Annotated in this window: 7 protein-coding genes and 1 pseudogene; 2 read left to right on the top strand and 6 right to left on the bottom strand. The window is 58.9% G+C overall.

Annotated elements, in window-relative coordinates:
• Positions 1 to 13 precede the first annotated feature (13 nt).
• Complete coding sequence (locus tag Thiosp_RS02245) at positions 14 to 1,414, bottom strand: hypothetical protein (protein WP_323696806.1); 1,401 nt, start codon at positions 1,412 to 1,414, stop codon at positions 14 to 16.
• 124 nt (positions 1,415 to 1,538) lie between these two features.
• Here Thiosp_RS02245 and Thiosp_RS24635 point away from each other — a divergent pair.
• A pseudogene (locus Thiosp_RS24635) lies at positions 1,539 to 2,624 on the top strand (hypothetical protein); the annotation flags it as partial.
• A 249-nt stretch (positions 2,625 to 2,873) separates the two neighbouring features.
• Here Thiosp_RS24635 and Thiosp_RS02240 read toward each other — a convergent pair.
• Together Thiosp_RS02240 and Thiosp_RS02235 are read right to left on the bottom strand one after the other, a co-directional pair.
• The gene (locus tag Thiosp_RS02240) at positions 2,874 to 4,244 is read right to left on the bottom strand and encodes an IS4 family transposase (protein WP_323696488.1); all 1,371 of its coding nucleotides are present in this window, start codon (positions 4,242 to 4,244) and stop codon (positions 2,874 to 2,876) included.
• Positions 4,241 to 5,122, bottom strand: coding sequence for a DUF4338 domain-containing protein (locus tag Thiosp_RS02235; protein WP_323696489.1), 882 nt, complete (start codon positions 5,120 to 5,122; stop codon positions 4,241 to 4,243). The genes Thiosp_RS02240 and Thiosp_RS02235 overlap by 4 nt, the downstream gene beginning before the upstream one ends.
• Positions 5,123 to 5,243: 121 nt before the next feature.
• Here Thiosp_RS02235 and Thiosp_RS02230 point away from each other — a divergent pair, with 121 nt between their 5' ends.
• Entirely contained in the window at positions 5,244 to 5,717 is a 474-nt protein-coding gene (locus Thiosp_RS02230; RefSeq protein ID WP_242518979.1) for a transposase, read from the top strand.
• 1,098 nt (positions 5,718 to 6,815) lie between these two features.
• On the opposite strand, the gene Thiosp_RS02225 is transcribed toward Thiosp_RS02230, so the two are convergent.
• Genes Thiosp_RS02225 through Thiosp_RS02215 form a run of 3 tightly spaced genes read right to left on the bottom strand, consistent with a single transcriptional unit; the run spans position 6,816 to position 12,525 of the window.
• A complete protein-coding gene (locus Thiosp_RS02225; protein ID WP_242518981.1) occupies positions 6,816 to 7,673 on the bottom strand; it encodes an ABC transporter substrate-binding protein in 858 nt (285 codons plus the stop codon).
• Positions 7,670 to 10,381, bottom strand: a complete 2,712-nt coding sequence (locus tag Thiosp_RS02220) for an ATP-binding protein (RefSeq protein ID WP_201068937.1) — start codon at positions 10,379 to 10,381, stop codon at positions 7,670 to 7,672. Before Thiosp_RS02220 ends, Thiosp_RS02225 begins: the two co-directional genes overlap by 4 nt.
• Complete coding sequence (locus tag Thiosp_RS02215) at positions 10,357 to 12,525, bottom strand: M48 family metalloprotease (RefSeq protein WP_201068938.1); 2,169 nt, start codon at positions 12,523 to 12,525, stop codon at positions 10,357 to 10,359. The genes Thiosp_RS02220 and Thiosp_RS02215 overlap by 25 nt, the downstream gene beginning before the upstream one ends.
• Positions 12,526 to 12,652: the final 127 nt, after the last annotated feature.

Raw genomic sequence — 12,652 nt, 5'->3', positions numbered from 1 at the left:
ATGAAAGGGCATCTCAGCAGAACTCGGGAGCTGTGTCCAGCCCCGGACGACGCTGGGGCGGGGAGATATGGGTAATGGTATGGGCATAATGCACCAAGCGCTGGAAGGGAACGTCCAATAGGTTCTTGTTCTTTTCGACAACGTCTCCGTATTTCTTGATGGTCTTTCCCAATAGGACCTGCGCAAGATGCTTGAGATTGAAGAACTCCCAATCATGGAAGCACTCATGGGCTGCTAGCATCGTATCAAATCCTATTCTGGACAAAGTGATTCCATGACGGCGAAGTAGCACGTCATCGTACTTCGCGTTGTGGCCAACGAAATCAACATCACACCGGGCGATTTCCTGTAAAGCCTCTAGAACATTACCGGCGCTCAAATCCCGCAAGTCTTCCCCGGTCAACGGGGCATAGAATGCCTCCCCCTTCTTGAAACAGAACGACACGCCTAGAAGTTCTGCACGATGGGGATCCTTGTCAGTTGCCTCTGTGTCGATAGCGCAGACGCGAGTCGCGCGTATAGCTGTTACCAGACGCTGCAGCGAAGCAGCATCCACTATAGATTGGTAGGTACCTTTATGCTCTTTGATTTCAACGGGTTCTAATTGTATTTGTTTCGGCGTCGGGAGGAGGCGAACAAGAGAGTGAAATCGCCGTAAACGAAGAGCTTCTCGGTTTTCCTCCGTGTCTAAGTCGCGTTCGACTGAGCCAATGGCTTGGATCTCGGGCTTTTGCCCACTTGGTGCCAGCTGAGCTCGATGTAGCAATAGTCTCTCTTCGTTGCCTTTGAGCTTGGCCGCCGTCGAACGGCGTTTGAGAGTATCGGTATCTATCGCCTTCAGTATCTCTTTGAGCCCTCCGAAACGCTCTAGCAACCTAACGGCCTGGGGGGTGGTGAGTCTCGAGTCCTTTGGCGCTTCCGTGAGGGCGAGGAGGTCTGGAATGAGGACGGGCGCAATTCCGAATTTGGTCTGGACAGTGTCGGCGTTGAAAACCGTGTTTCCCATGCGGATATCTACCAGTATCACTGTTGCGCCATGGACAGTGAATTGGAGCAAAGCGGTGTTTTCGGAGACGAAATGGCTCGCATTATCTATGCTCGCCATGCAGATATCAACGATGGAGTACTTTGGCTCGTCGACTACCCGCAAGCCCAGATCCTTCAGCAGCTGGGCTGTGCGATTGACTTTCTGGGCATCGGCCGATTCGGCATAGGTTTCGCTGCCAAAGATCACGCCGAGTCTCGCCGCACCTAGTGCTTGTCGGAGCCGAAGAAACTCGCGACAAACTCCATAGGTAAAGGTATGGTCTATGCCATCCACCTCAAGCAGTGATGCGCCCAAGAAAGCCTGTTGGCTTTTCTTGACAAGAAACGTCGCATCTACCACGAAAAGGTCGTGTGCCAATTGTGGCATGATAACCTCCATCCGATTCTACTGATCGGTGGTCTATTCTTGTTGGGAGCTGTCTTCAAAAGGAGTACTGACAGTGGCGTGCAGGGTTGTATGGCACTAGATTCCGATACAAATAGCCCAGCACATGTCGCTTTTTCATTTGCTACATAATGAGCGGCCTGTACAGAACAATTTAGCAGATTACACCGGCAATCGTGTAGCAAGAATAACTACCACAAGTAGTCCCTTAACCAATTCAATTTGCTTTATGCTAAAGAACTCAAAAATTACTGATGACAAACAAAGCCTTTTACTATGGGGTGACTTTCGATACGGAGTCGTCAACCATCTCATTTTCTCGCGCTTCGATGTAGGTCAACTTACAGTTGAGATACAACGACTCTCAGAGCGAACCTGGAAACATCCACTCTCCGGTAGAGATGTTAAGTTTAGCTTCTCAACTATCGAAAGATGGTATTACCTGGCGCTAAAGACCGACAATGCTCCAATAAAAGAGTTAGCTCGACGTCGATCAGATTTAGGAGCTCACCGAAGACTTGACAATGAAAGCTATAAATATCTGCTCAGGCAATTCAAGAGGCATAGAAGTTGGAGTTTTCAGAAGCACTATGACAATCTAATTGAAGTCGCAAAGCATCAGGGCTGGGTCCCTGTGGTTAGCTACGCTACGATCAGACGATATCTTCTTGCCATAAAACAGTCGATCAATCGCGATCCTTGCGAGGACATCAACAGATTAGAAAACCTTGTCGGTCACTTGCGAAGGTGCCTTATTACGCAGTCGGTCAGAGTGCGCCTTCTGTGTGCATTAGGCAGTAAGGATTGCGATCGTCAGTCGCAGCGATATTCATCAATTTTAGGGCCGTCGGAAAAGAAGTACGTCCTTGACCGGCTAAAGGATTACAAGCGCGCTGAAGGTATGAAAGCCGACTATTGTAGGTGTATTAGAATTTCGGAGGCAACCATAGAACGCTGGTCTAGTGCTTACTCAATACGCGGAATTTCAGGTCTCGTACCTCACAAAAGACGCATTTTTCCAAATAAGACGAAAGCAAAGCGTGATGCCACTCGCGTATTAGAGATCTTTCATCAACCGCCAAGAACATATGGGATCAACAGGGCAAGCTGGACTGGAAGCAGCCTGGTCGAAGCATTTGAAAAAGAATATAAAGAATCTATAAGTGCAGCCACCGCAAGAAGATATCTACGGAAATCGGGCTATACGATGCGCCGAGCGCGTCAGGTGTTAACAAGTGCTGACCCAGCGTATCGGGAAAAGGTTGAGCTACTTTGCCGCACCTTACGTTCCCTGCAACCGGAAGAGCTGCTTTTCTTTGTGGATGAAATGGGCCCGATCCGCGTCAAGAAGTACGGTGGACGAACGTATATGAAGAAAGGAACCATAAATACATTTCCGCAAATGCAATCTCACAGAGGTTCTGTATCTCTAGCCATACCATTACCCATAACTATCCCTGACGCTGCGGTAAGCCTCCAGCGCCATGACAAAATCGGGGATGCGCTGCAACCCAATCCAGAGCGTCTTCGGTCCCGGGAACCCATCGGATTTGCGGTTGAGAAAGCCGCCCAGGGAGGCGACCATGCGCACCATGGTATCGAGCGAGGGCGGCTGCTCGGGTGGCGCTTGTTTCTGGGTGACCAGATAGACCGCCTTCCATTCCTCCTCGGCAAAGACCGCATCGCAAGGCAACTCCGGGCACTCGCGCCCGAGCATGGTCAGGTACAGCACCCGCCACGCGATGATCATGTACAAAGCGAGCGCCGGCTCCAGGCGCTCGCGCGTCTCGAGCTGCAGCTCCTCGATGCGGCAGCCACTTTTTAAGATCCGGAAAAAAATTTCCACTTGCCACCTGCAAAGATACCAGGAGAGCGTCTCGATGGCCTCTTGGGCGCTCTGCACCGCCAGATTGGTCAGCAACAGCCAGTTGAGTGGCTCCTCGCCGGCGGGCGGATTGACCTCGGTGGCCAGCAAAGCCGTGACCGTGACATCGGGCAAGGTGCGATCCGGGCGCCAGGGTGCCTTCAGGGTCACGCGCACCACCTTGATCTCCTGCGTGACCTGGCGTGCTTTGGCCCCCTTGGTGGCGGGACGCTCGAAGGTGATCTCGGTGAGCACCGGGGCGGCGTCCAGGGCCTCATTGAGCTTTCTGCCATCGGCCAAGCAGCGGTCGCGATGCTGCACCCGTACCAGCCAATCGGCGCTGTTCTCGGGGATGGGCGCTTCAACAAACAGGTCGTAGATGTCGCCCTCGCGATCGGCAACATAGGTCAAGCGCGTGTCGCTCAGTTCCTCGGCCAGCGCATTGACGCGCGCGTAGCCATCGACCCAGCGCACGCTTTCTTTCTCCTCCAGTGGGCGGCGCGAGTCTTTGTCCTGGCCCAGGCTACCGGGCTCGCGCACAAAAGTGTGCAAATCCAGCAGCCCCAGCGCGAGGCGCTCGGGCGTGACCGCCAAGGTGGGATGGATGTACATCCCATAGCGGCTCTCAAAGTTCAGTGGCCCAAGACCGACAATGCCTTTTTTGGTTGTATAGTCCAGCTCGCTGGTATCTTGGATACACAGCACCCGCGGATGCTCGCGCAGACGTTCTTCGGTACAAGCAAAATGGGGTGCGAGGATCTGCTCGGCGGTGACCGTGGGATGATCGAAAAAGCGATAGGCGGCCCGGGTCTCATACCAACCGTTGCAAGCCCCGGGAATACTTTGTGTCGGCTTGGCGCCGAGGGTTTCAAGCACCTGTTGGGCGCGATGATTCAGGCGCTTGTCGCCCAGAGAGATGTCCTGCAGTTCAGAGGCCAGCGCGATCATGCCACCACCCCCAGGGCGGCGCGGAAGTCCGCCGCCAGCGGGTAGACATAGATCGCCTTGCGCGGCAGCGCGGCCCGATGGGTGCGGTCGCACTTGCCGCGCCCGGTGGTTTCGCCCAAGTCGTGCCAGTTGGCGGCACGGTAACAGGTCCCGGCAAAGCGTGGGGTCTCGACAAAGGTCTCCAGCAGCACCAGACGCTCGCCATAGCGGGCGGGAAAGTCGACACTGACTTGCCGCGCGGCCAAGGACAGCACCTTGGAGGCGAGGTGTTTGACCTGCACCCAGGGCAGGATGAGGAAGCGGGCGTTGTTGAGCACCCGTCCCAGGTGTGCTTGGCGCTGCGCGGGCGTCCAGCCAATCCAGCGGTCGCGGGCAGCGACTTTCCAGGCCGCCGCGCCAAAGCCGATGGCGCCGAGCAGACCGCCATCCCACTGGATCAGGTAGCGCAGCTGCGCACCAGGCAGGGGACTGTAGCCGAGGTAGTGGTAGCGCTCGATCAGGCCGTTCCATAATTGCGAGGCCCTTCGATCATCAACGCGCGCCAGGCGCAAGCCGCTGAGCGCGCGCAGCGGGACGGACACTGGGATCGGTTCGGGCCGGGACTCGGGGCGCGGGACGAAGCGCCGCCCATTGCCATTGCCGCAGGTCGGTGGCGGCAGCACAATGAGCCCGGCACGATGCAACCGCAGCAGTCCCACCCGGGCACTCATGAGCTTGGGGCGGCCTTGGATATCGGTCCACTCCAGCGCGCGGCACACCCGCCGAGCGATCTCCGCGCGCAGCGGCGGCTGCGCCAGCGCGATCTCCTGGCGAATGCGCGCTAAGTCGGTCTCGTTGAAAGGGCGCCCACATAAACGGCTTGGAATCGCTTGGTCCATGGTCTCCCGTCCCCTTGCTGAAGATGAAAGGGCATCTCAGCAGAACTCGGGAGCTGTGTCCAGCCCCGGACGACGCTGGGGCGGGGAGATATGGGTAATGGTATGATCTCTAGCCGGTGCATTGAGCGCGACCACCAATCAAGTCACTGCCTTTTTCTGCAAGGCGAAAGATTCCAATACGATGATTGACTTGATCGAACTCTTGTTTAATCAGCATATTGACAAGTCCCGAATCTACATTACATGGGACGCTGCTTCTTGGCATAATTCTAATAAACTTGTTTCATGGCTTGATGGGTTCAACGAAGTTACTATAAAAATGGAAACTGGACCGATAATCGAGTTTATCCCGCTGCCCGCGTGTGCCCAATTCCTAGATGTGATCGAATCGGTATTTGGAATCATGAAGAAGGCCGTCATTCACCATTCGGATTATGCCAACGAACAAGAGATGAAAATCGCTATTTCCCGGCATTTTGACGAGAGGAATGAATACTTTAAGAACAATCCTAGGAGAGCAGGCAAGAAGATATGGGAACTCGATTTTTTCAGTGACTATGGTTCGCTTGCAAGCGGGAACTATAAGGAATGGTGAAACGAATGAGGTTAGATCGTCTGTGCGAAGCGAGCGACGATCTGAACCGTTCGTTGGACAAGCCTGAGGAGGAGAGAGGATGCCGCGCATGCGGACTAATCGATTTGCGTGTAATAGCTTGATTTTAATGCCTTGATCACAAGTCGGGCCACCTTGGGCTGCCAGGCGGTGCAGAGGAAGATTAAGTTATTGTTTGCGCAATGCTTTGGCATGGGGTTCCCGACCTGGTCACTGAGTTTCGGCTCGACTTATGATCAAGGCCGATTTTAAACATTTAAATCTCGAGAAAAAAACGATTGACAAGGCGGGGGAAGTGGGATGGCAGCAATATCTATTTTTTCGGAATCTGTTTTTTAATTGAAAAAAATATGATGCCGAGCAATTGTGACTAGCATTTCCTTTTGTTAAAGAAAAATCTGCGTCTTACGGCCTTCATGGCTAGCCCGGCACTGAGGGTGTCGATGGTGACTCATGCTATCGGGCTTTTTGTGTGCGGACTGTTCCTTTAGGGTATCGGTTAGGCAACAGGATCATGGTCGAGTCTAGCGCGCTCAGTCTGCATTCGCCGAGAGTGGCCGCCCGCAGAGCAGAAACACCAGCCTAATTCTTACCTGGTTCGGTAAGCATATCCGGTTGCGAGGCGCGTTGTCTTTCTCCACGCTAGCAGCTTCGTCCAACAAATGCTGTGGCCGGCGACTCGAAGTCTGGTCAGGCTTTCATTGCTGCCGGTGGAAGTCGAAGATGCCATGCCTATCCGGTTGCCTCCCACACCGTTCCGATTGAGCTTGCAACACTAGCGCTCAAACGCCATCCACTATCATTCCAGTTGCAAGCATCTGTTTTCCTTCGGTCCGGGGCCGACAACCTGAGTGGAAGCATGAGCCGCTTTCCCGTCGCGCCAATTTTGGGAGCCAACCGGATAGGCATGGAAGATGCAAGGTCTGTTCATGGCCGACAAGAGACCCTATTAGAGCCCGTGCTGCACGAGCTCTAAGACCGCTATGTCCAAGTTGGCTATGGCGCGTAAAGAGGCTTGCCGCTGGTGCACAGCCTCCTGGCTCTGTCTTCGAATTTTCTGCCTGTCACCGGCTTGCCGATTCAGTCCCCTTGCGGGTCGATGGGTACAGAGCCGAGGTCATCTTTCTCCTGATCCTTCGCCAACAGCAGCGACAAGCCATTTCTTTCCGCTGCTGCGGCCAGGCGACCGTCCTGCTTGATGGTTTGCACAAAGTCTTGCATACGCGCATGCCAGGCATCATCGCCGGGTTTGAGTGCATAGGCGTAAGGCGTGATATGAAACTCGGCCCCCGGCGCGATCAGCCGCGCCCAGTCGACGGTGTCGAGCATCTTCTTGCCGTAGGGATAGTCCGTCATAAACACATCGGCGCGACCGGAACGCACCTCCTGCTCGCGCGCGAAGGGAGTGTCAAATACTTTTAGCGTCGCGCGCTCAAGCCGCTGGCGCATGATGGGCTCATGCAGGGTGCCCTTGGCCACAGCAACCACCACGCCTTCGCGGTCGATATCGTCCCAGTCGCCGATGCGCCGATTGGCCTTGGTGGTCACGGCGTAGATATCACTGGCCAGATGCGGCGTGGTAAAGCGCAGCTGGCGCTCGCGCTCCGGCGTGATGCCGATGGCAAACATAGCGACATCGCAGCGGTCCTGCTCAATGTCCGCGATCAGCTCGGCAAAGCTGCTGTCGACCAACTCCACCTCAACGCCGAGATCGTCCCCGAGCGCTTGTGCCATCTCGTAATCGATACCAGAGAGCGACTGCGTGCGCGGATCGCGGAAGGTGATGCCATAGTATTCAGGCCAAATGCACACCCGCACGCGACCGCTTGCGACGATCTGCTCAAGGCGATTCTCGGCTGCTACCACAGGCGAACACAGCATCACAATCAGCCCCGTCAGCAGCCACAAACGCCATCCCAGCGTCCGTCCATTCATCATCCGCTTTGCTCCTCCTGCCGTTCCAGCAACGCGCTGAGTCCGGCTTTGACCTCATCGTAAGCGCGGCTATATTCCTGTTGCGCCGATACCGCATCAGAAGCATTCAACCGCTCGGGCGTCAGCAACGCCTCGAGTCGAGCCGCCGCCAAATGCAGCCGCCGCGCCGACACGTTCGCTGCCATGCCTTTTACGGTATGCACCAGGGCTTGCGCGCCTGCGACATCCTGACTCGAAAGCAGCTGTTCAAGCTTGCCATGGTGGGCAAGGACGGACGAGCCGCTCTCACGCAGCACCGACAGGAACAGCTCGGCATCCTGTCCGAAACGGTAGGCCCCATCGGCCAGGTCGATACCGGCGATCGTCGGCCCGCCTGCCGACTCAGCTACTGCCGCCGGCACCGAGGCTCCTGATGAACCGGCGTTACCGGAACCGGAATCAGCCTCAGTCTCGCCAGGTCGCGCCAGCGCGGGCAGGACCCAGCGCGCGATGACCCGTTTCAGCCCCGCGATGTCGATTGGCTTGGCGAGATGATCGTTCATGCCGGCTGCGAGACAGCGCTCGCGCTCGCTGCGCATGGCATAGGCCGTCATCGCGATGATGGGCACCTGCGCGAAGGCTGCGCGCGTTCGCAGCTGGCGCGTCACCTCGTCGCCATCAATATCCGGCATTTGCACGTCCATCAGGATGACGTCGATACCGCCTGACTCGGACAGCATGCGCTCGGCCTGTGCGATGGCCTCGGCCCCATTGGCGGCCTGCTCCGGCTGAATACCGAGGGTCGCCAGCATCCCCATCGCCACTTGGCGGTTGACCGCATTGTCATCGACTAGCAGCAATCTGGCGCCGGTCAGCACCTGCTGGTCGACAGCCGAGATCTCGGCGCCCAACACCCGGGAATCCGGCATCTCGGGGAACACGCTCCCGGATGACAGCGCATCGGACCCAGCACTCTGCGCTTCTTCAGCAGCCGGCTCGAGCTCAAGCAGCAGGCGAAAGCAGCTACCCTGGCCCGGCGTGCTCTCGACCTCAATGCGCCCACCCATCAGGCGCGCCAGGCGCTGGCTGATGCTCAAGCCCAGGCCGGTGCCACCATAGCGCCTGGCCGTCGACGCCTCGGCCTGGGTAAAGGGCTGAAACAAAAGCTTGAGCTGCTCGGCGCTCATGCCGATGCCTGAGTCGCGCACCGCAAAGCAATAGGGCCGCTGGCCCCGCGCTGCGGGCGCATCCGGAGCTGTCACCTCAAGGCTGACCCGCCCCTGCTCGGGGGTGAACTTGATGGCATTGCCGACCAGATTGGTCAGCACTTGGCGCAGCCGCAGCGGATCACCAAGCACTGGGCGGTCGATATCCGCCCGCACCGCGACCTGGAAGTCGATCCGTTTCTCGCGCGCCAGAAAGCCGATCTGGGTTTCGAGATCGGCAATCACATCGCCGATGCGAAAGGGTGCGCGCTCGATAACGAGCTTGCCGGCTTCGACCTTGGACAGGTCGAGCACGTCATTGATGATGCCGAGCAGCGCCTTGCCGGCGCGCTCAATCTGCAGCACATAGTCGCGTTGCTGGGGTGCCAGCGGTGTCTGCAGCGCCAGCCAGCTCATGCCCAGAATGGCATTCATCGGCGTGCGGATCTCATGGCTCATGTTGGCCAGAAAGGCACTCTTGGCCTGGTTCGCCCGCTGCGCCTGCGCCATACTCAGCCGCAGCTCAAACTCCTTGTCCCGCTGGCGTGAATAACGCACCGCGAGCACCAGAAAGACCGCCAGCGTCGGCACGATAACGGCCAGCACAATGGCCTCGGTGCGGCGAAAATTATCCAGCACGCGCGCCCGATCCAGATGCACCAGCACCACCACCGGATAGAGCGACGAGGAGCGGTAGACGGACAGCAGCCCGTCACTGGAGGACGTCGGGGCGAAGCGCCCGAAATGCCCGCTTCCTACCCCAGCCGTCGGCACCGCATGCGGGCTGACGTCGCCCATGGGCTGGGCCGGATCGGTGCTGAGCAGGCGCCGGCCGTCGATGCGCAGCAGTTCCACCTGCCCCCTGTCGAGCGGCAATGCCTGGTCGAAATGCTGGATCAGGAAGTCCGGGTTCAGCGCGCCAAGCAGCTTCAGCCCTCGCCCGGCCTCAAGCCGATAGCACAGCGGCAGAAAAGCCAGCGCGGTTCCGGAAATCGGCGCGAGCGGCGTCGATTCCCGAGCACCGGCGAAGTCGCGTCCAGTCCAGGGCGGCCCCAGGCGCAGCAGCCCGAGCTGCTGGCTGAGCGGCAGGAAAGAGCGGCAATCGATCTCCAATCCCAGGTTATCGGCATTGGAACTTGCGACAATCCGGCCCCCTGTTCCTAGCGACAGCGAGCGCATGCTCGGCACATGCAAAATGGCCGCGCTCAGCGTCTGCTCGCGCTCGGCTGCAGTCTGATCCGCCATCACAGTGGCCCAATCCTGCCGCGCCGCCAGCAGTTCGGTGAGATTGAATGTCTGGGTGACGAAGTCTTCAAAGGCGCGGGCGTAGGTCTCTGCCGTCGCGTAGCCGTTCTCCAGTGCATCCTCGCGCAACTGATAGAGCGCGAATAACGCAATAAAGCACAGCACCGCAGCCGCGCCAAGCACCGCGGAAAAATAGGTCCACTTCGCCGACAGGCGGCGGGTCTTGGAGGGCTGCGATGGCGTGCCGGTGGCGCTCGCTACAGACTCAGGCGCAACGGCCATTCAACCGACTCCGCAGACGCGAGATAGCGCAACTGACCCGGCAGCAATGGCGGCACAGGCACAGCAAGCAGCGCGCAGATCACGCGCAGCAGTTGCCCCTCGGCCAGACTGACGCTGCTGTTTTCGATCACTGCCGCCTCGCAGGCGCCCACTAGCGCGCGCTTGCGCTCTGGGTGCAGCCGCGCCAGACGCCGACAGGCGCCGATCAATGCGCCAGGCGTGAGCTGAGCGCCAGGCAGCAGACGCCAGGCGTAAGGCACCGGCGCCCGCTCACAGGCCACCGCGAAGGCGCGCTCGCTGTCCGGCCCGCTGCCAGCCGCGAGCGCCAAGCCAGAGAACAGCAGATTCATCGCCGCCCCCTGATTGCCGCTGCGCAGCGCCTTGGCATCGGAGCCTGATTCAGCACCAACGGACTCCCCATCCTCGGAGGCGCCCGCATAGAGCCTGACCAAGAGCAGCAGGTCGAACAGACCCGCATCGAGATCCGGCTGCGCCAGCTGACCGAGCACCTGCAACAGCGCATGACGATCAGGCTTTGACAGCGCCGCGACACTTGGCATGGCCAGATCGAACAGCAGCAACTGCGTCTGCGCCGGCAGCGCCGAGAGCTGGCGCACCTGCTCGGCCAAGGCACCATCGCTCGGTTGCGCCAGTGCCCGGATGCGCTGTTCGCCCTGCTCCGGGCGACTCAGACAGAACAAGGCACGGACGAGAACAGCCGCTGATGCTGGCTGATGCGCTGCCTGCTGCAGCGCTGGCGGGATCTGTGCGAGCAGATACTGCACATAGGCCAGATGCCCACCATCAAGCTGCCCGGCGCTCTCCACCAAGTCGGCAGCCTGGGGTTCGGCCTGAAGCTCGCCCTTCTGCCCGCCGAGGGGCTCATTCGGGAACTCACCGGGAGGTAGGCCGCGATGCACGGCGGTGGACTCTTGCGCAACCAAGGGCCCGGACGCCGACTGACCGGCAGCGAAACCAGCCACCATGCCAGCATCGGAATCGAGGGACGCAACCCTGCCCGACATCCCGGCGGAACCGGCTGTCTGGGAGGCTGTCTGGGGGGCTACTTGGGAGGGTATTGGGGAAGCACCCAACAGGCTCTCCGCATCAACATGCGGATCGAGCCGCTGAATGCGTTGCAGCAGCGGCGGGTGCGTGGCGAGCCAGCCGGAGCGCTGCTGGACGCGGCGCGGCGCGCGCTTACCGCCCTTGAGCGCCCGACCGACACCATCGGCAAAGAACAAATGACTCGCCTGCTCGGCTGCGGGGGTCGCGAACCCGGAGCCGGCGCGGGCGATCTTGATCAGCGCGTCCCGTAACCCGAGTGGATTACGGGTGAATTGCACCGCGGAGGCATCGGCGAGATATTCCCGCTGGCGCGAGGCGGCGGCCTGAATTAACCGCCCGAAGAACAAACCCACAGCACCCAGAATCAACAACCCGAGACCAAAGAGGACCAGCTGATTGCCCTGGTTTTTGTTCCCGCTGCCGCGCCTTGGCGCGAGCGCGAACAACCAGCGCCCGAGCATCCACAGCATCAGCAGCCCGAAGATCACCCCCATCAGGCGCAGATTCAGGGACATGTCGCCATGAACGATATGACTCATCTCATGGCCGATCACCGCCTGGAGCTCATCGCGGTTGAATCGCTCCAGGCAGCCGCGGGTCACGGCCACCACGGCCTCATTTGGGGAAAAACCGGCAGCAAAGGCGTTAATACCCGTTTCCTTGTCGAGTACATAAACCTGCGGCACCGGCATGCCGGCGGCCAGCGACATTTCCTCGACCAGATTCAGCAGGCGCCGCTCAGCAAAATCCGTGGTGTCGCGCTCTACCCGCCGCCCGCCCAGCGACTCGGCCACGCCGGCACCGCCGGCGCGACGCAATAGGGCGATCTTGACCAGACTTCCGCCGCCAACAACCAGCCCGACACCGACCAGAACCGTCATCAGCACACCCGGGCGCCACCAGAGCAAGCGCGGCAACTCGCCGCTTGCGCTGAAATTGCCATCTGATGCGCTGGCAACTAGCAACAGCGCCAAGACATAAACGCCAAGTGTGATGACCAGCAGCGCCAGGCCGAAGTAAAGCATCAGCAGCCGAGTGTTGGTGCGCGCCCGCGCCTGTGCAGCGAAGAAGTCCATGGTTAGTGCCTGAAAATAAGTCGTCGGCGATCAGCGTTTGGACATCAGTGACGGGGGATCAGTAACCGGCAACCTATCAATGATTACCAGTCATGAGTCGGAAGTCAGGCCCTGCTGGAGCGCGGAC

It is taken from the genome of Thiorhodovibrio litoralis (assembly GCF_033954455.1).
GTDB lineage: Bacteria > Pseudomonadota > Gammaproteobacteria > Chromatiales > Chromatiaceae > Thiorhodovibrio > Thiorhodovibrio litoralis.
This window is presented reverse-complemented; position numbering and strand designations above follow the sequence as displayed.

Coding starts and splice junctions, on each gene's coding strand:
- Thiosp_RS02235 (WP_323696489.1), bottom strand. CDS start 5,122: ATGGACCAAGCGATTCCAAGCCGTTTATGTGGGCGCCCTTTCAACGAG.
- Thiosp_RS02240 (WP_323696488.1), bottom strand. CDS start 4,244: ATGATCGCGCTGGCCTCTGAACTGCAGGACATCTCTCTGGGCGACAAG.
- Thiosp_RS02220 (WP_201068937.1), bottom strand. CDS start 10,381: ATGGCCGTTGCGCCTGAGTCTGTAGCGAGCGCCACCGGCACGCCATCG.
- Thiosp_RS02225 (WP_242518981.1), bottom strand. CDS start 7,673: ATGATGAATGGACGGACGCTGGGATGGCGTTTGTGGCTGCTGACGGGG.
- Thiosp_RS02215 (WP_201068938.1), bottom strand. CDS start 12,525: ATGGACTTCTTCGCTGCACAGGCGCGGGCGCGCACCAACACTCGGCTG.
- Thiosp_RS02245 (WP_323696806.1), bottom strand. CDS start 1,414: ATGCCACAATTGGCACACGACCTTTTCGTGGTAGATGCGACGTTTCTT.